Annotated in this window: 16 protein-coding genes; 4 read left to right on the top strand and 12 right to left on the bottom strand. The window is 43.5% G+C overall.

Going from position 1 to position 18,327, the window contains the following annotated elements:
- Positions 1 to 5: 5 nt before the first annotated feature.
- From A5878_RS02040 to A5878_RS02025, 4 genes are all read left to right on the top strand, one after another.
- Entirely contained in the window at positions 6 to 740 is a 735-nt protein-coding gene (locus A5878_RS02040; RefSeq protein WP_086294452.1) for an amino acid ABC transporter ATP-binding protein, read from the top strand.
- Between the two features lie 204 nt (positions 741 to 944).
- The gene (gene brnQ, locus A5878_RS02035) at positions 945 to 2,297 is read left to right on the top strand and encodes a branched-chain amino acid transport system II carrier protein (RefSeq protein WP_074535362.1); all 1,353 of its coding nucleotides are present in this window, start codon (positions 945 to 947) and stop codon (positions 2,295 to 2,297) included.
- Positions 2,298 to 2,415: 118 nt separating this feature from the next.
- Positions 2,416 to 3,921 (top strand): helix-turn-helix domain-containing protein, encoded by a 1,506-nt coding sequence (locus tag A5878_RS02030; protein ID WP_086294451.1) that lies wholly within the window; start codon positions 2,416 to 2,418, stop codon positions 3,919 to 3,921.
- A gap of 360 nt (positions 3,922 to 4,281) precedes the next feature.
- Positions 4,282 to 4,641: an iron chaperone gene (locus A5878_RS02025; protein ID WP_015508846.1), complete on the top strand. Its 360-nt coding sequence runs from the start codon at positions 4,282 to 4,284 to the stop codon at positions 4,639 to 4,641.
- A gap of 63 nt (positions 4,642 to 4,704) precedes the next feature.
- Here A5878_RS02025 and A5878_RS02020 read toward each other — a convergent pair whose 3' ends face one another.
- The 12 genes from A5878_RS02020 to A5878_RS01960 form a co-directional block, all read right to left on the bottom strand.
- Positions 4,705 to 5,058, bottom strand: a complete 354-nt coding sequence (locus A5878_RS02020) for a hypothetical protein (protein ID WP_005227192.1) — start codon at positions 5,056 to 5,058, stop codon at positions 4,705 to 4,707.
- A 108-nt stretch (positions 5,059 to 5,166) separates the two neighbouring features.
- On the bottom strand, positions 5,167 to 5,625 hold the full coding sequence (locus A5878_RS02015) for a low molecular weight protein-tyrosine-phosphatase (RefSeq protein WP_074535364.1): 459 nt from the start codon (positions 5,623 to 5,625) through the stop codon (positions 5,167 to 5,169).
- A 3-nt stretch (positions 5,626 to 5,628) separates the two neighbouring features.
- Complete coding sequence (locus tag A5878_RS02010; protein ID WP_005227190.1) at positions 5,629 to 6,198, bottom strand: TetR/AcrR family transcriptional regulator; 570 nt, start codon at positions 6,196 to 6,198, stop codon at positions 5,629 to 5,631.
- A gap of 208 nt (positions 6,199 to 6,406) precedes the next feature.
- On the bottom strand, positions 6,407 to 7,867 hold the full coding sequence (locus A5878_RS02000) for a helix-turn-helix domain-containing protein (protein ID WP_086294450.1): 1,461 nt from the start codon (positions 7,865 to 7,867) through the stop codon (positions 6,407 to 6,409).
- Positions 7,845 to 8,336, bottom strand: a complete 492-nt coding sequence (locus A5878_RS01995; RefSeq protein ID WP_015508844.1) for a hypothetical protein — start codon at positions 8,334 to 8,336, stop codon at positions 7,845 to 7,847. The genes A5878_RS02000 and A5878_RS01995 overlap by 23 nt, the downstream gene beginning before the upstream one ends.
- A gap of 44 nt (positions 8,337 to 8,380) precedes the next feature.
- Positions 8,381 to 9,181 carry a class A sortase gene (locus tag A5878_RS01990; protein ID WP_086295798.1) on the bottom strand — a complete coding sequence of 267 codons (801 nt, stop codon included), beginning with the start codon at positions 9,179 to 9,181 and terminating at the stop codon, positions 8,381 to 8,383.
- On the bottom strand, positions 9,171 to 10,253 hold the full coding sequence (locus A5878_RS01985) for a DUF916 and DUF3324 domain-containing protein (protein ID WP_086294449.1): 1,083 nt from the start codon (positions 10,251 to 10,253) through the stop codon (positions 9,171 to 9,173). The genes A5878_RS01990 and A5878_RS01985 overlap by 11 nt, the downstream gene beginning before the upstream one ends.
- Before the next feature lie 67 nt (positions 10,254 to 10,320).
- Positions 10,321 to 11,061, bottom strand: coding sequence for a WxL domain-containing protein (locus A5878_RS01980; RefSeq protein WP_060792398.1), 741 nt, complete (start codon positions 11,059 to 11,061; stop codon positions 10,321 to 10,323).
- 11 nt (positions 11,062 to 11,072) lie between these two features.
- A complete protein-coding gene (locus tag A5878_RS01975; protein ID WP_015508841.1) occupies positions 11,073 to 11,873 on the bottom strand; it encodes a WxL domain-containing protein in 801 nt (266 codons plus the stop codon).
- A gap of 45 nt (positions 11,874 to 11,918) precedes the next feature.
- Positions 11,919 to 12,632, bottom strand: a complete 714-nt coding sequence (locus A5878_RS01970) for a WxL domain-containing protein (protein WP_016609549.1) — start codon at positions 12,630 to 12,632, stop codon at positions 11,919 to 11,921.
- Positions 12,565 to 12,933, bottom strand: coding sequence for an LPXTG cell wall anchor domain-containing protein (locus A5878_RS01965; RefSeq protein WP_015508840.1), 369 nt, complete (start codon positions 12,931 to 12,933; stop codon positions 12,565 to 12,567). Before A5878_RS01965 ends, A5878_RS01970 begins: the two co-directional genes overlap by 68 nt.
- A 14-nt stretch (positions 12,934 to 12,947) precedes the next feature.
- Positions 12,948 to 17,816 (bottom strand): hypothetical protein, encoded by a 4,869-nt coding sequence (locus A5878_RS01960; protein WP_256925755.1) that lies wholly within the window; start codon positions 17,814 to 17,816, stop codon positions 12,948 to 12,950.
- Positions 17,817 to 18,327 lie beyond the last annotated feature (511 nt).

The following is an 18,327-nucleotide window of genomic DNA, read 5'->3' as shown; positions in this document are numbered from 1 at the left end:
AGAACATGTCAGCAATCATTGAAATTGACCATTTAAAAAAGAGTTTTGGCGACAACGAAGTCTTAAAAGACATCAGTTTGTCTGTTAATAAAGGAGAAGTTGTCACGATCATCGGTTCTTCTGGTTCAGGAAAATCCACACTTCTTCGCTGCATCAACTTGTTAGAAAAACCAACCAGTGGGCAAATCATCTACTTAGGTGAAAATGTGCTGGAAAAAGGCTATGACTTGCCGAAATACCGTACGCATCTAGGAATGGTTTTCCAATCCTTTAACCTATTCAACAATATGAATGTATTAGAAAACTGCGTGACGGGCCAAGTCACTGTTTTGAAACGTGATCGCAAAGAAGCAGAAGCGACTGCCAAAGAAAATCTGGAGCAAGTCGGTATGGCTCAATATGCCAATGCCAAGCCTTCCCAGCTTTCAGGTGGACAAAAACAACGGGTAGCCATTGCCCGTGCCTTATCGATGAATCCAGATGTCATGTTGTTTGATGAGCCGACTTCTGCGCTAGATCCAGAAATGGTCGGTGAAGTGTTGAAGACCATGAATACGTTAGCTCATACTGGTTTGACGATGGTGATCGTTACCCACGAAATGGGCTTTGCCAAAGAAGTGTCTGATCGGGTCATCTTTATGGATAAAGGTGTCATTGCCGAACAAGGGACACCTGAAGATATCTTTATTCATCCAAAAGAACAGCGCACCAAAGAATTCCTTTCCCGTGTGTTGAATTAATTTTCTGTCTTGAAACACTTAGCGATCTTCTTCCGAGCTTTTTCGTCCTTTTTCAGTACGCTTGGAAGAATTCAATGCTAAGTGTTTTTTTATTGCAGGAGGAGGAATTGTCAAAATTTATCAAAAAATCACAAAAAACCATTGCTATTTGTTAGAAACTTTGTTATTTTTTTTAAAACTAAGGAATTATAGGAGCTTTCATTTATGGAAAAAAAGTTACAGTTTAAGGATTATATGTATGTTGGATCAATGCTTTTCGGTCTTTTCTTTGGTGCCGGAAATCTGATTTTCCCCGTTCACATGGGACAAGAAGCTGGCGCGAATGTCGGCTTAGCCAACCTTGGCTTTTTAGTTACAGGGATCGGCTTGCCATTTTTAGGGGTCATTGCTATTGGCGTTTCCCAAAGCAGCGGTGTTTTTGAATTAGCTTCTCGGATCAATCGCCGCTATGCAATGATATTTACGATTTTGCTTTATTTAGTGATTGGGCCATTCTTTGCTTTGCCCCGTTTGGCTACCACTTCTTATGAGATCGGGATCGCTCCCCATGTTTCGTCTGACATGCAAACTTGGTTATTGGCGTTGTTTTCTGCCCTCTTCTTTGGCGCTGCCTGGTGGTTTTCTCGTAAACCAAGCAAAATCTTAGATTATGTAGGGAAATTTTTGAATCCATTATTTCTGGTCTTACTAGGCGTTTTGCTGTTTTTTGCTTTTTGGCAACCTCTAGGAACCATCAGCGATGCGCCGATCTATCCTAGCTATCAAAGCGATGCTTTCTTTACTGGTTTCACCAACGGTTACAATACCCTTGATGCGCTGGCATCTTTAGCCTTCGGGATCATCATCGTCTCGACGATTCGTAATATGGGGGTTGAAAAACCCACGACAGTCGCAAAAGACACGATCCTTTCTGGTTCTGTCAGCATCGTGTTGATGGGGATCATCTATACCTTACTTTCTTATATGGGAACCAAAAGTCTAGGGCAATTTCCTATCAGCGAAAACGGTGGGATCGCTTTGGCACAAATCGCCAACCATTACCTTGGCACTGTCGGCAGTCTGCTATTGGCATTGATCGTCATCTCTGCCTGTTTAAAAACCGCCATCGGTTTGATCACGGCCTTTTCCGAAACCTTTGCTGGGTTGTTTCCAAAACAAAGCTACGGTTTCTTTATCGCTTTGACAAGTATCTTGCCAGCGATCTTCGCCAATGTCGGCTTGACCAATATCATCGAGTTTTCTATTCCAGTCTTGATGTTTATCTATCCACTGGCGATCACGTTGATTTTGTTGGCGATCATCAGTCCCTTGTTTCATCATCGTGCCAGTGTCTATCGAATGACGACATACTTCACATTGATCGCTGCAATCATCGACGGCTTAAATGCAAGTCCTGCAGTGATTACCAACAATGCTTTCGTGCAAGGAATCTTGTCTTTTGCATCAGATTATCTGCCTTTCTTCCAAATCGGGATGGGGTGGGTCGTACCGGCTGCGATCGGATTTTTGATCGGTTTGCTATGGTCGTGGTTCAAAAAAGACCCTGTTTCAGCCTAAATTAGTTAAAAAGATGAAAATAACCTACCTTTTTTTAAAGGGTAGGCTATTTTTTTGATTAAAAAGACTGACAGTTTCGTAAAAAAAAGATACAATAGAGCCACAAAGGAGGATACCTATGTTTTATGAAGAACTTATGATGGACCCGCAAACATTAATTAAATTTAAAATATTCCGGCGTATGCTGACTCTGCAAAATCCTAGCCACCCAATCGCACAATTGGCAAAGGAAATGGAGTTAAGCTACCAACAAGCTTTTATAGAGTTGACTGAGATCGACCAAGATCTAACTGAGTTAACTCCGGATCATATGTCGATACTCGGTCGTGGCGGTAAATTACAGCCTCAGAATATCGCGGTAACGATCGATGAATACCGCTTCTATTTATTGAATAAAAGCGTTCCGTTCTTATATGTTCTTTACATGCTGAATGAAGACCATCCTACGATCACGGATTTTTGTGCAAAATACGATGTCAGTCGTTCAACGGTGTCTCGCAAATTTGAACATCTAAAAAAACATTTGAAGCAATTTCAGCTTCGCTTTACGTACACTGAATCAAACTTGGTGGGCGATGAGCGTCTTGTGCGGCTCTCCCTATTCAATATCATTTGGTTAGGTACTCGTGGAATAGAATGGCCATTTGCGATCGCTGAGAGTGAGACAGAAAAAATGGTGGATCGATTCACGGAGTACTTCCCAATGACTCATTCTTATCTTGGCCGATTAGAGTTGAAATATTTCGCCGCCTTGATTCTTTTACGAATCAAAAAAGGAAATTTTGCCAAATACGACAAGCGGTACAATTTCCTAATGAAAAATAATCCATATTTCGATTTTGAGCGTTTGACACAAGTCGTTGATCCTGAAGTTTCAATGACAGACAAACAATTAAAAGGCGAATCAGGGTTTATTTATTTGATGGCGCAAATCTTCCCATTCTATTTGAGTCCTGAAGAAGAAGCGTTGCAACAAACCTTGCAATTCTTTTCAAGCAAACAAAACCCAGTTTATCCATTAGTCGCAGACTTGTTAGCAGAGATGAAAGCAACCTTCTTTGCTTCACAACCTGGCCTGTTAGATGAGCCATTGGTCGTGGGTAATTTAATCAATGTGACTTTCGGCAACTACGTTTTCCGTCAGCCGTTTCCAAATATCTATCGCTTGCTGACGCCATCGATCAATCGCGGGTCTGCTGAAGAGCAGCTGCAGCAAAAAATCGATGAATTCTTAACGAGTTATCGCGAAGAATCCGCGGTGGACTATATCAACGATGAAAACCAAGAGCAGATGGCAACGATGTATACCCACGCCCTGCTGCCGTTTTATGATCAAATCCGTTATTCGAATCGTTTACGGGTAGGGGTTGCGTTAGAAGACAATTTCTTAATCGTTCAAGGATTGAATCAATTCTTACATGACTTGACCTTCGTAGCAGCAGAACCTTATGATCTAAACCAGCAAGAAAACTATGATGTCATCGTTAGTTCCAATCAGTTGATGAAAAAACTCAAACCAGAAAAAATGAGTTATATTTGGGATTATGCGGCAGATGATCGGCAATACATTGATTTGTATCGTACCTTGAAAAACCGTTTTGATGAAAAGAACCTTTCTCTGTAATCAAACCGTTACGGTTTCTTAAGAACTTCCGAAAAGATTTGTCACAAAATATTCATATTTATCTCGTATACTCTATGTATACCAACAAACAACCCTAACTAACACTTTTTCATTTTTAACTCCTTCCCGTCGGCCACCCACCGACGGGTCTTTTTTTGCTTCTTTTCGCAGCCAGCAAACTTAAACACTTTCCAATCTTTTCTCCACAAAAAATTCATATTTGGACAGTATAGTATACATAACCCAACAAACAACCCTAACTAACACTTTTCATTTTTACTCCTTGCCTGTCAGCTACCCACTGACAGGCTCCTTTTTTTCTTACGGGGTTTGCCGTATACTAAAGCCAGGAGGTGTCCTATGACAAAAGCCATTACGACAGTTGACCAATACATTGCAGCAGCTCCAGCAGAACGACAAGCGACTTTAAAAAAGGTCCGTCAAACCATCAAAGCCGTTTTACCTGAAGCGGTTGAAAAAATCAGTTATCAAATGCCTACCTATCATCAGGGAGAAACTATCGTGCATTTTGCCTGCGCCAAACAGCATCTTGGCTTTTATCCCACGCCTTCTGCGATCACGGCCTTCCAAGAAGACCTACAACCCTACAAAACCAGTAAAGGGGCGGTTCAGTTTCCTTTTGCACAGCCGATCCCTTACGAACTGATCGCTGTGATGACCGCTTGGCGACTCGCAGAAGTCAAAAACAAGCACGCTTAACCAGCAATAAAAAAACCGCTGTGTCTAATGACGCAGCGGTTTTTTTGCTATGCACAGGCTTGTTTACAAGCCAGGTTTTGTATTCAAGGTGCTAACTTTCAGCACATGATGCAGGGGAATAATCCGCAGCTGCTGACGGTCGCTTTGTAATTTCAAGACAACTTGTTCTTTTGCTACCGTTTTGCCGACGATCCAGCCGGTAACGGTTTCAAAACCACCCAATTTCTCTGTTTTTACTTGCAGCACGACCAGGTGCTTGGCAGCGGCTGCCTCTTGCAGCGTTCGCTGGATTTCTTTGACTTTTTCAGACTGATTCTTCTTGTCAGCATCATCACTGAAAAAGGTATCCAGCAACGTTGTGGATGTCATCACAATGAGTTTGCCCAATTGTTTGATGGGCGATGGTTTCTTTTCCATTGGACATTCCTTTCTGCGCGTTGCAGCAGTTTATAAAAACCACACATACGTTCGCATTTCCATGGTTCTATTTTAGCAAATTTTTGGTAAAATACAAGCGAACACGCCTTATTTTTCAGAAGAAATAACCTCTAGCCAAAAAGGAATTCCTTCTTGCAGCAGTTGATAGGTCTCTTCGAAATCTCCTGTATAATAAGGATCTGGTACTTCCGCAGTTTCTTTGCCAGGAACAACACTCAAATACGAACGGATCTTTGCGGTGGTATCGGCAGGTGCCAGCGCTTGAAGTGTTTCAACATTGCTTTGATCCATACCGATGATCCAGTCAAATTTGGCAAAGTCTGCTTCCGTGATCTGCCGTGAAATGAGTCCCTCGCTGGATAAGCCTGCTTGACGCAATCTTTTTTTGGTTCCGGGATGAGCAGAATGTCCGACTTCCCATGAGCTGGTCGCTGCCGAATCGATCTGCCAATCCAATTTGCGTTTTGCTATTTCTGCTTTATAAATAGCTTCTGCCATGGGGGAACGGCAAATATTACCTAAACAAACAAATAAAACTTTCGTCATCGCTCACTGCTCCTCTTTTTCATAGATTTGGTGGCCAAAAAATTCCACATCCTTCGCCAAACGAAACAATTGCGTTGCAATCTCTAAAGGGGTCTCTGGAAAGTCGTTGTGAATCCAATTTTCCAAAATGCCTCCGCAGCCGTAGGAAAAGAACCGGCTATAAAATAGAATGTCTTGTTTCGTCAATTGTTGCTCTTGATCGACCTCCAAGAACAAGCGCTGAAAAAGCGGTTCTGTGATCTGTAGAAATCCGTTCATTAAGATTTCGCGGTCATAAGCCAGTGATTTGCGGTAAAAGGCCGGCGCTTGTTTCATTGCTTTCAGCATGCGCAAGGCGGCTTCTTCCCAGTTATCAAGGGAGACATCTTCTGTCGTCAAAAAAATCAGGGCATCTTGCCGATAGATCCATTGGATCAAAGCTTTTTTATCAGGAAAATGGTAGTAAAACGTCTGCCGATTGACTTGCGCCTTTTCGGCGATCTCCTGTACGCTGATTTTATTCACTTCTTTGGTCTCACAAAGGGTGATCAATGTCTGGCCAATCACAGCCTTCGTTTGTTTCCCATCCATCATAGGGCACCTCTTTTTCTTCTCTTTCTATCATACCAAATTTTCCTGCAAAAAAAAATCCTATCAAATGGTCCTTTTTCACAGACCTTCCCCGAAACCTTCATCAGAGCAATAGATTCCTGGGCGCTTTTTAAATAGGACAGGTTTCTACAAAAAACGCCTGCCTCCATTTGAGGCAGACGTTGCTTTCGATAGTTAAACGGCAGGTTGCTCATTGTGCCATTTTGGTTTGAAACTGTTCTCTTCGAATCACACTGACTTTTTCAGTGAAATTGGCCCAGTCGATGGGTCTAGGTGGTGCCAGCCATAAGATATGGTCGATCCCCAATGCACCATAAAAGGGTAAGTTTGAAAGAATCAGATGCGTATGATCATCTGGGTAACTTTGGAATTGGACATTTAAATCGAGGATTTTTTCGATATTCTTTTGGATCATCTGATTGTAGGAATCGCCAAATGAAAAGTCCACGCAGACATACAAGGGAACCAAAATCTCTTTTAGCGAAATCGTGGAAATCAACAGAATCAGGTACCTGAAAAACAAAAACTCTTTATTGTTCCATAAGATCGGCCGGTTGCGGCTTTCTTCCAGATAGTTACGGCAAAAGGCAGCATATTCTGGATAGGTTTCAAGAAAATACGTCACATCCATATATTGGTATTCATAGCGAGAACTAAAGGAAAACGACAAGAGCTGATAATGGATCGTTGTCGTTTCAGCATGAAGAAGTGCCAACGTATCTGCGGTTAAGGAAAACTGCTGTTGGACGGCTTGAATAAAATGCTCGTTTAATTGTTGGATATAGGTTTGTTCTTGATCGATGTAGCTATTGTTGTCGATCAGCCAGCCCTCAACGATCAAAAAGCGCAAAATATCTCGAGCTTCACGCTCTAGCACTTCTTGATCGGTGATCGTCAAAATCTCCTGCAGCCAGCGTTTCAATTCCTCAATGATCACGAGATGTTTGGGCAAGACTAAATCATTTTCCACGCTGTTTTGCAGGTAATGACCATTCGTCATCCGTGCCAAAACGATTCCTAGATAATGTTTCTTGCGAATCCGCATGCGAGCAGACTGTTCTGGTTTAAGCCAGGTGCTTTCATTAAAATGATCAAAGGTCTTTTCTTTTTCCAGGATTTCTTTTGGAAAAGGGGAATGATTCAGATAGTATTCCTTCATAAAAAAGAGGAAAATAAATTCCCTGATCTCACTTTCCTCCCCAACCAGCTGAAATTCTTTCGTCACTTCAATATCATATTCTTTCAAGATCAGTTTGAACTGTTTAAATTCTTTATAGACGGGATTATGGCTTAAATAGTGATTGGTGGCAAATTCGTATAAAGAAGACAATTGCTCAAAAAAACATTCTTTCAACATGGAAAATTTCAACGCTTGATCCAAATAATAGGTCAGCAGTGTATCGGAAGTTGCCAGCCCCGAGGCATTCAGTTTAATGACCGTCCCATCGGTCACGATCTCAAATTCCTCGTTCAATCCGAGTTCATAAAAATCAAGATTCAATTCTTGAACGGTTTTGTTGATCAAAAATTCCGACATGGTCAATTGATCCATCAATGTTTCCTTCGTTTCCGAAAGAGCGACTGCGTTTTCCAAATATTGCAGCATCACCAATTTTCGTTTGTCCGCCTTATTCAAAAATGTCACAAACATGCGTTTTCAAGCCTCCATTGTTTTTTTGGCCATAAAGGACGTTTCCTGAAAATAAGTAGCACAAGCTGGCAAGATAAGAAGGCTTATCATCGCCATCACCATCTGTATTATTTCCTGGCAGTGCTAGATCGACGTTCAAACGATCCGGCGCAAAGACATCCTCCAGCATGACTCGTTGGGCAAAATGTTTTTGCTTTTCCAAAAAACTGCTTTCTGACAGTGAGGATCGCTCCGGCTCTTTTTTCGGAACGGTTTCTGGTTCAGGCGCGGGTTGTTCTTTGGATTCTTCCATTTCAGTTGGCGGTTCCTCCACTTTTTCTGGTATTTCTTCTGGTGGGTCCGTGGGGACGATTTCTTCTGAGGGGTCCAGCGGATTATAAATGGTCGCAAAAACGACTTGTTCTGTAACAAGATCGATCATTCCGATAATCATGCACGCACCAATGACAAAGCCAAATCTGCGTTTCATTTTATTCACCCTCCTTATCATCAGCGCATCTTCTGATGATGTTTCTACGACGCTGAACGGTCCAACAACTTATGGGCGCCCAGCAGACATCCACTAATTATAAATAAAATAACAAATAAAAGAAACCAATTTTTCATTGATTGTTGTTTCCATACCGTTTCTTGTTTTTCAACCATCACTTTTGCTGCTTTCGGTGTGCTGATTATCGCCGCTGGTTTTTGTGGGTGATCGGCAGTTGCCTGCTCAACAGGAATTGCTGTCAGCACGTACCGTTCTTCTGTTCGAGTAGGCGTAGGACAAGTGATCAAGGTCAATTTTGGTGTCTGTTCTTCCTCTAGCACCGACAAGTCCGATTCGTCTACGATTTTTTTATCCGTGATGATATACTGTTGACTCTCCTCGAGATAGGTCACTGATACTTCCATCCCCACCTGTGCTTCTAGCAATTGACCAAATAACAAACTTTGTCTGCCAAGATGATGCCCTAAAACGACAAAATTGCTATTTTTCAACGAACGTTCGGGAAACATCACGACGCCGCCTCTCAGCAGCTGTTGATTCGTTAGTCCCACCAACAGCGGCTGCTGGAAATCGATCGCCTCGATTGCGACAAAGCCGTACCCAGTGATCGTTGTCGGCTGAGGCGCCAATACATCTGACAGAGCTGGCATTTGGATCGTTTCTTCTTCTGGGATCGTTGCCAGCAGCTGCGTGGCTATCGTCAATTGCGTGGTGCGTAATTGCCAACTGACGATGCTTTCTTTTAGAAAAGGCAGTGCCAGCAAAAGAATACCTACGATGATCAACCCATCGATCAAGCATTTCTCAAAGTGCTCACGCTTCATCCGTTTCATTTTTTTTCTTTCGTCGGTACCATAAAAGCAGCAGCAAGGCGAGTAGTAGCAACAGTCCGCCGATCAAGAAATAAAGCCATGTGTAATCTGTTTCGATCGTCACATCCTTCTTATTAAGATCACGTGCGACCTCTCCAGTCACTGTAAATTCTTTTTCGAAGGTCCATTTATAGAGATAGCTTTCTTCTTCGCCTTCTTCATTTTCAATTTTGTATTGCCCTTCATCGCTTTTTCCACCATAAGCAACGGAAGTCAACACGTAGGTCCCTGCTTCTAAACGTTGTCCTTCTAAAGAGATTGGGTACGAGAAGTTGGAATTAGGTGCCATTTGCATTCGTGAGGTATCCGAAGAATACAAGACGTCGCTATCACCTTTTTTCTTCACTTCATTGATCAGGCGTAATGAATTCAAGTAAGCTGCTTCAGGATTTTGAAGGGTGACATTGATAGTATTTCGGGCGTTGACTTGACCTGGTCCAACATCCAGCAGTTTTAGATCCGGTGAAACTTCTGTTGTGTTTTGTCGCAGTAAAATCGCAACGACATAGGCATACTCATTCTTGATAGCTAACCCTTGCTCTTCTTCACTGTCAGCAGTATCGGCTTCCTCTGTCGTCTCTTTTAAGGTCAATCCACCTGCGATGACCCCTTCAAAGGATTCTGAAGGCATGGTGATCTTTAAGGGCAAGGTGATTTGGGATTGTTTTGGGATCGTGATCTCTTCATCCACTTCAATCAAATCAGCCATATCATAAGGCAAGGTTTCGTCTGCTTCGATGTCGTTTTCGCCATATTCCACGACTCCGTTTAAGTTTGTGGTAGCTGAAGCGATCACTGGTGCGATGACGACCTCTTGATCGGTGTCATTACGCAATTGGACTTCAACGGTTTGTACCGCACCCGGCGCCATTTTCAAGTCAAAATAAGTTTTTTCTTTATCGATTTGATTTTCTGGAATTACGGGATTGACGGCAAAGTTAAATTCAGAAGCGGTTCCTATCGTTGGTACAAAAAAGAAAATACTTGCGAATAGGAGCGCCAAAAGCTGGTTGATTTTTTTCATGATGGATGTCCCTTCTTTCTATGTATTCTCCTTAAACCACGAAAGGGTTCAAGGAGAAAGCTGGTACTTATGGGTTTGTTGGTGTGTCTGTCAGTAACCAAGTAAACGTGGTGTTGTATTGGCTGGCATATTTTGTCGTTGAGCCTGGAACTTCCAACTCAATGCTATCCATAGCTGCAGCTAAACTATCGCCCCAGCTCATTAGATAGGTCCCTGCCCCTTCGCCATCTTGGGCACTCATCACTAAGGATTGAGCACCATTTGGATTCAATGTGATCGTTGAACTTACATTTGATGGTTTTGGTGACAAGGAAGGTGTTACTACAGTTCCCTTCGTCAAACGAATTTGCGCGGCGGTCAATTCTTGATCTTCTGCTGTTTTGAACTGACCATTTTGGCGAACATTCAATGTCCAACCGCTCTCTGTTCCCCGATTGTCTGTCACTTGGACAAAATTTGGTCCTTCTTGATTCACATTTGCTGAATCTACGTATTTTTGGGTTTCCGCATGGTAGATCTCTGTTTTTGAGGTGATTTTTTGCGTACCAAAGTAAAGGCTTGAAGCAAAATCAATCGATAACGGTCCGTTGGTTCCTGGATTTGGTCCATCTGGGTCCGTTGGGTCAACTGGTTTGATCGGATTTTCTGGATCTGGGTCTGTTGGACTGATTGGATTGGTTGGGTCTGTATTTGGTTCAAAAGTGATCTGTCCGTTTGAATTATATTCTGCGCTGTCCGCTGCTTGTGCCAGCACAGGAGCAGCGAAGCTTAGCCCTAATACTGAGAGAAATGCTAGTGTTTTTTTCATGTCTATACTCCTTATCCTTCCGTTCCTGGTGTATCTGATAATACCCAAGTTAGTGTAGTCGTGTAGCTAACGGCATCTTTTGGTGTGCTGCCGGGTACAGAAAGTGCGACTGCTTTGGTAACATCTGCTTGTACTTCTTGGCCATCCTTATCTATTTCAGTGACCGTCTCAACGCTTCCCCAAGCGTTGACCCATGTTCCAGCACCCGTTTGATTTGCTGCGGTCATCACCACTGATTCAGCACCTGCTGCATCCAATGTGATCGTCGCTTCTGCCACTGGAGCAGTAACGCCGATCGCATTTGATTTAACGGCAGGACTTGTTAGGGTAATGACAGAACCAGTCAATTCTTGATTCAACGTCGATTCGTTTTTGAATTGACCATTTTGCTTCACAGACAACCGCCAACCAGCATTACTACCGCGATTATCCGTTACTTGAACATAATTGGCAGTTTTTAATGTAGAAGCTGTGTCATCGTCATTCAAATACCCTTGTGCTCGTGCATAATAGACTTCGTTTTTATTGGAGATTTTATTGACGCCAAAATCTAAGCTAGAGGCATAATCGATCGATAATGGTCCATTCGTTCCAGGGTTTGGTCCATCTGGATCGGTTGGATCCACAGGATTGACTGGGTTTTCTGGATCTGGATTTTCTGGATTGACTGGGTTCGTCGGATCGGTATTTGGAATAAAATCAACCGCCCCATTTGAGGTGTAAGAAGCCGCTTCAGCTGCTGAAACCTCAGTTGCTGCACTCGCTGCTGCCAATACGGCAAGACTTAAAAAGACCCATGCTGTTTTTTTCATTTCTATTTGACACTCCTTTATCTGTTTTACTGAAAATCAGTGATTTTAATTGCTTTCAGGGACATTCTTTAAATTCCAAGTCAATGTCGTCCGATACTCTTTGGCTAATTTTACGGAACTGCCTGGTACATTTAATTTTACTGCCGTTGACCCTTCCGTTGCATCGTTCCCAAACTTGTAGATCCAAGTGCCCATTCCTTTTCCGACAGGTGCGTTGACCAATGTGATTTCACTATCGGGTACAAAGGTATGACTTGCCGTAACCGTTGGTGCATACTGCATATCGGTGACCGAAGTTGCTGCACCTGAGGCGATCGATAATGAAGCCCCGACTAGCTCTTCGTCATCAGCCGTTTTGAATTGTCCGTTTTGCACAACACTCAATGACCAGCCTTCTTGCGTTCCTCGTTTATCTGTTACTTGCACATAGTTTGGTCCAGCAGCGCCAGCTGTGAACTCTTGCAGCTGTGCGTAATAATCTTTTGTTTCGGAAGTGATCAATTGGTTGCCAAATTGAAAGCTTGAAGCAAAATCGATCGATAATGGTCCAGCTGTTCCAGGGTTTGGTCCATCTGGATCGGTTGGATCGACGGGATCCACTGGTTTTTCTGGATCGGTCGGATCAACTGGATTGGTTGGATTCGGGTCCGCTTCAAAAGTGATTGCTCCATTTGAGGTGTATTCAGCGGCATTAACGGTTGTTGGTAACAGAGCAGTGCTCATCAATAGAATGCCTGCCGTCAAGAAAAGTTTTTTCATTTTTTGTTCTCCTTTTGATTAAAATGATTCCTGCTGCCAACAAAACGACAAGACCACTGCTTTGATAGCGATTAAAGTGATCCGACCCTGTTGCCGGCAGAATGTTGTTGCCTTTTTGATTTACTTGTTTATTCCCTGGCTGTTCTTTTACGGGCTCTTCTGGCTCCTCAACTGGTTCTTCATAGACACCGAAAAAGGAAGTAATGCCATTGCTGTCATAGGCACCTGCTTCGGCTGCTGAAACGAGCTGAGGAAACATTAATAGACAGCCAGCAATAATACCGATCATGATTTTTTTCATTTATTTTCCTGCCTTTATGGGTTGCCAGGTGCCGAAACTAGCTGCCAGCTCAAGGTTCCTTGATAGTCCCCGACTTTTTGCTGTTCGACTGGAACGGTAAGCTTGATTCCTTCATTCTGACTTTCGCCCCAGTGCTGATTCACGACGTATGTGCCATTTTCTGTCAATTCCGTTTCCTCGATGATCATTTCCCCACTGGTTATCATCTGTTCTTGACCGTTTGTCACAAAGCGGAAGACATCGGTTAATTGATCTGTCCCATCCGTTAATGGCTGTTGCTCTTTGACCGTCAAGCGCCATGGACTCCGTTCGGACCCTCTCGTATCTTTCACTGCTAGCTCGCCTGTGATCGTTGGCCAATAATCTTGTGTTTCTGTGGCAACTTTCTGCTGCCCAAAATCAAAGTCTGTTGGCACACTGCTTAAAATAAGCTCGCCGGCAACTGCGACATTGACGACTTTTTCTGCCCGTTGACTGCCTGCTTCATAATGGTAAGCCGTTGACACATTTTTCAACAGCTCAGCTTCCGTTGCTTGCTGGATCGCGACAAAAGCTTGCGGATCGACAGTCGGTGGTACATTTGCCCGATTATCTGCAAAAATCGTGGTTGCTTGGGTATAGTCTGCCAAAGCGGCTTCATCTGTCAGTGCCGTTGCTTCCGGTAAGGTCAAACGGACATCTTTTGCATAGATGGCAAATTGCCGGTCGTCAGAAATGACACTTTCATTTTTGACCACCACCAGGTTCACGGTAGTTTCTGCCTGATTCTGATCGTTTTCCCCTACTGAGAAAGTGATCGCTTGTTTGCGATAGACCGCTGTTTCTAACGGTTCTTGAATCGCATCTAAGACCTCATCTGTCAGCGTATCCTTAAAGAAAGGACGCCCGCTGGCTTCAAGATAAGTCACAGCTTGTTCTTTGGTCAGCGATTGTGCCTCTTGTTCTGTAAGAATCACATTGCGGGCTTGGACTTCCGCCTTATTTGAGTAGCGGACACTGATATCGTAACTATACTCCCCATCAGGACTCGTCCAATCAACTGGCTCTGAATCTGGTTGTTCCGTCAACTGCTGATCCGTGCTATCCAGCTTGCTGGATTTGATTTGACCCGCATAGACCCATGAACCGGACGTTTGGGTTTCTGGTGTGAACGTCAATGTTGGCAATTCCGTTACCGTGTAGGGAATCAATAAACGCCCTTTTTGCACCTGTGTCCCCGCCTGCTCAGTTCCCCATGCTTGCAAAGTCAACGGCGTATTGTTCTCTTTGACTGCCGTTACATTGTGACTAATGGCACCGATCCCATTCGCGACTCCGGGTGTTTCGACTTCGTAGTTAATGATCGAACCTGGTATTGCAATACCGTACCCGTTGGCTGCATTGGTCACATCGTTGTCCCCGATGAAGGTTTTCCCAGTCGCTTTTTCGATCCCGCTGAAATTGATTGGCGTGATTGCTGCAGCATTAGCAGCAGTTGGATTTATGGTCAGTACTTGATAGGCACTAACCGCACCAAACCACGTTCCTTGACTGTTGACTCGAGAACCTGCATCATTGGTCGTCGTTTTCAGCCACGTTAAGTGATCTTTGTCCGTATCTGGTGTAGCGAAATCTGAAAGATTGATTCGCCCCGTTCCCGGCGGCGACTCGATCGTCCCTTTGTCTTCTACCGTTAACTTCGCTCCTGAAATCAAATTCGTTGCGGAAGAAATCCCGATACCAGCATCTTTGGAAAGATGGATGTCACCGAACTGATGATAGGTCGTTGCGTGATTGGCAGCAGTCGCTGAACGGCCATTTTTGATGTCTCCCCCATTGGCCATCAGCTTGATGCCGTTTGTCACATTCAATTCGGTAAAGTTGACGATCCCCAGACCCGTCACAGCGATCGGGTCGGTTTGATAAGAAGCTGTCCCATCGACATTTTCACCAAAGTTCATCATCACTTGATTACTGCTGTTGGCTACGATCGTGTTCGTAAAGTTATCTGACGCGTTTCCGCCTGAGATCCCATTGATACTTTTGGCTCCTTGAAGTCGCATCTCGACATCTCTTAAAATTTGATTGGAAGAAATATTGGAATAATATGTGGTGTATAAATTCCCGATACTTGATCCTTCCGCCTGGATATTCATATAAATTTTGCCGCTTCTCGTATTGCTAGCAGTCCGTCCGCCATCACCATAGATCGTTGCCCCATTCAGCGCATCTGACCCCGGCTTTGTGTAAATGTTCAATGTAATCGTATTGGAGCTGTCGGTCCCAACGATATTTGTACTGTTAAACGGATTACCGCCTGAGATGTTCGTTCCAGAAGGAAGGGCAAACTCACCATCGTAATTTCTCAAATCCAATGTCAAACTGGCATTTCCTAATAACCGTCCATTGTTCGTAACACCGCCTGAAAAACCATTAGACCCTGTACGCGGAGTACCTGAGAAGTTTCCGCCAAACACTCGATTATCTGAGTTTCCGTTAATGGTGTGGGAAGAAGCGACACCATAAGAGGCACCGAGCGAGGCATTGATCACCCCATCATAAACCGTTACTGCGACATTGCCGGTCACTAATAAGTCATCCCAGCCGCCACCAGATAAAAACCAGTCTACTTGCCCATTATTTACTGTCGTTCGTCCATCTCCGTAAACACGGCGTCCAGTATAGCCTGTTCCTTCTAGCGTATCGACGATCCCAGAGTTCAAAGTATTGGAAGAATTTCCCTCAATGACACCTGAGAAGGAACCACCGTAGGTCCAGCGAGCAACCGTGTTATTCAAGATCGTTTTGGTATTCCCTTTAATATAGATATCCCAAGCTGTTCCTGGATAACCACCGCCACCAACGATATCCCATCCAGATGAATAGCCTCTCGTTTTATTGCTCGTTGAGTAATCTAGATTTGTCGGTCTGGTTCCTGTGTAAGCAATCCCATCTCCCCCAGGACTACCATCCGAAGTGATCGTACCAACTTCAATCGTCGTATTTCCCTCAACATAGCCGCCTCGACCAGCTGCCGTCGAATAAATCGCACCGTTTGAAAAGGAACCGCTGACTAGATGAGAAGTGATATCGCCATAAACTTTAAAACTTGCCGCTGCTTCTGCCAGTGCTGCTCGTTGCTCAGGAGTATAATTGTCATACGTCGTCGTATTCGAAGCCCCCATTGAACTTTGAGTCAATTTACTAACATCATTCCCCCCGCCACCGTTAAAATCACCAATTCCGCCAACGCTGGCACTCGGTCCCGCTTTCACGGTGTTGACGATGTTTCCTGTGATGGTACCAGTATTCCGATTGCCACCTTCAAATTCACTCCGGCCAGTGGAATAGCTGCTGGCATCAAGGTTGGTCACGATGGCATCCTTAGAACGGTCTGAGCCGATGTTGCCATAAAATGAACCACCTACAAACCGATTGGATATCCCTGACCAACCGCCTGCACCCGAGATCGTACTGCGGATCGTTCCATTGATGTTGCCATATTGAACGCCACCAGCAAAAGTACTTAAACGGAAGCTTGCATTGGTGGTTTGAATCGTCGTTTCAACATTGCCTGTCACATTGGCTGTATTGGAAGCGTTTGTTCCAAGACCACCGCCATAATAACTACCTAAGGTCCCATTCAAACGATTGATCGTGACACTGGTATTCCCATCAATCGTACCGATATTGGCACCTCCAGCGATCGTACTGATATTACCTACTGTATTATTTACGACAATCGCTGTATTCCCGGTCAACGTACCACCGTTTTGATTCCCCCCATAAATGTTCCAAGTTCCTGAACCTGTCGCATTCAATGTGATTGTTGGGTTTCCCGAAAGGTCGCCATTGTTGCTTCCCCCATAAATCGCAAGACCATTCCCGGTGGACCCACCGTTCAATGAAAGGCTATACCCATTCATGTACATCCTCGTACCACTATAGTTGAGGTTTCGAATCACTACATCAGAACCGAAGTAAATGTCCGTGCCAAGTGCAACCGTGCGACTCCCAGTGGTCAACGTTGTTGCATCTGTGATGGGATCATCACTATGCCCTGTGATGATCAAGCGGCTGACTTTTCCTTGTAGCGCATAAAAAGTCATGTTCGTATTATCGACTGTGGCTGGAATCGTCTTTGAAGTCAGATTCGTTGGCAGTGATAGCGATCCACCCGAGCCAACATACAAAGCAAATTCTTGGCCATTGCCGTTTTGATACATATCAAACAACGCTTGACGAATGCCTTCAGCACTATTGGTGTATTCCGCATATGCTGATCCATCTCCAGCTGGGCTTGGTACAGCGATCACTTTCGTTTTATCGGCTTCTGCAATGATCTCTTTGATCGATTGCTCTGCCAATGAGATGTCCGCCGCTCTTGCCTTAACCGTCGGTTTAAAAACAGCAGTTAAGGTTTGGTTCTCCGTGAGAATCAATTCGGTCAACGCTTGACTTGTATAGACCGTGCCATCTAACGACCAGCCTTCAAAAGCAGTATCATCTTCGAAAACTGGCAACTCACTTTCTTTTAGTGCTTCCCCTTTGTTTTTGCTGATCTGAGTGCGGGTTTCCCCGGTAGCAAATAGATGCTCCGTGTCTGTCAGAAAGGTCACCTGTACTTCTTCTGCAGCTTCCGATGAAGCTTCTGTTTCAGATGAAGCTGTGTCAGTGGCTCCTGTAGACGAATCTGTCGAAGCAGGTTCACTAGATGCTTGCACTTCAGTTTCGTTCGTCTCTTCCAGACTGTCGATCGATGAAACGACAGGGTCAGAAGAAGACATACTTTGTTCTTCACTTGTTTTTGTAACACTTTCGGCTTGTGCCACTACCATTGCATATGAAAAACACGGACCTGATGTTAGTAGAAAAACAAGTAAAGTTGTTAAAAACCGTTTCACTTTATCCCTCCTATCTTAAAAAAATAAACGTATCGCGCAGTGCACGCCCTGTGTTACAACTCTTAGTTTAGCGAGTTGGCGAAAGAGAATTATAATTCTTTTTTTCTTCCATTCAAAATTATGATTATAATTGATTTTTCATAATTCCGATTTTTGTAACTTCCACATCTTATAGCTATCTGTTACTCATCGATTGAAAAAAAGTGCAAATTATCAGGATGAATCATCGATTCTTTTCAAAAAACTGCTTTTCTCTTTCATAAATCATACAAAAAACGAGGGATAAATCAACACTCATAATTAAATTAAGATGAGAAAAATAAATAAAAAGTTAGAATATTTGACAAAATTCAGCGGCACAAAACTCTTTTCTAATGACCTAAAATAATAAGTTAAAAGAACGCTTCCTATCTTCTGACTGTAGATAATGATAATGTTATAATCAAAAATGAATAAAAAACGTTATTTAAAAATCCCATTGCATATAAAATAACAAAATAAAAATTATTAT

It is taken from the genome of Enterococcus sp. 3G6_DIV0642 (genome assembly GCF_002140635.1).
Lineage (GTDB): Bacteria > Bacillota > Bacilli > Lactobacillales > Enterococcaceae > Enterococcus_D > Enterococcus_D casseliflavus.
This window is presented reverse-complemented; position numbering and strand designations above follow the sequence as displayed.

Bases quoted from the DNA above. Each gene is read 5' to 3' on its own strand.
- A5878_RS02040 (WP_086294452.1), top strand. From the start codon at position 6: ATGTCAGCAATCATTGAAATTGACCATTTAAAAAAGAGTTTTGGCGAC.
- brnQ (WP_074535362.1), top strand. From the start codon at position 945: ATGGAAAAAAAGTTACAGTTTAAGGATTATATGTATGTTGGATCAATG.
- A5878_RS02030 (WP_086294451.1), top strand. From the start codon at position 2,416: ATGTTTTATGAAGAACTTATGATGGACCCGCAAACATTAATTAAATTT.
- A5878_RS02025 (WP_015508846.1), top strand. From the start codon at position 4,282: ATGACAAAAGCCATTACGACAGTTGACCAATACATTGCAGCAGCTCCA.
- A5878_RS02020 (WP_005227192.1), bottom strand. From the start codon at position 5,058: ATGGAAAAGAAACCATCGCCCATCAAACAATTGGGCAAACTCATTGTG.
- A5878_RS02015 (WP_074535364.1), bottom strand. From the start codon at position 5,625: ATGACGAAAGTTTTATTTGTTTGTTTAGGTAATATTTGCCGTTCCCCC.
- A5878_RS02010 (WP_005227190.1), bottom strand. From the start codon at position 6,198: ATGATGGATGGGAAACAAACGAAGGCTGTGATTGGCCAGACATTGATC.
- A5878_RS02000 (WP_086294450.1), bottom strand. From the start codon at position 7,867: ATGTTTGTGACATTTTTGAATAAGGCGGACAAACGAAAATTGGTGATG.
- A5878_RS01995 (WP_015508844.1), bottom strand. From the start codon at position 8,336: ATGAAACGCAGATTTGGCTTTGTCATTGGTGCGTGCATGATTATCGGA.
- A5878_RS01990 (WP_086295798.1), bottom strand. From the start codon at position 9,181: ATGAAGCGTGAGCACTTTGAGAAATGCTTGATCGATGGGTTGATCATC.
- A5878_RS01985 (WP_086294449.1), bottom strand. From the start codon at position 10,253: ATGAAAAAAATCAACCAGCTTTTGGCGCTCCTATTCGCAAGTATTTTC.
- A5878_RS01980 (WP_060792398.1), bottom strand. From the start codon at position 11,061: ATGAAAAAAACACTAGCATTTCTCTCAGTATTAGGGCTAAGCTTCGCT.
- A5878_RS01975 (WP_015508841.1), bottom strand. From the start codon at position 11,873: ATGAAAAAAACAGCATGGGTCTTTTTAAGTCTTGCCGTATTGGCAGCA.
- A5878_RS01970 (WP_016609549.1), bottom strand. From the start codon at position 12,632: ATGAAAAAACTTTTCTTGACGGCAGGCATTCTATTGATGAGCACTGCT.
- A5878_RS01965 (WP_015508840.1), bottom strand. From the start codon at position 12,933: ATGAAAAAAATCATGATCGGTATTATTGCTGGCTGTCTATTAATGTTT.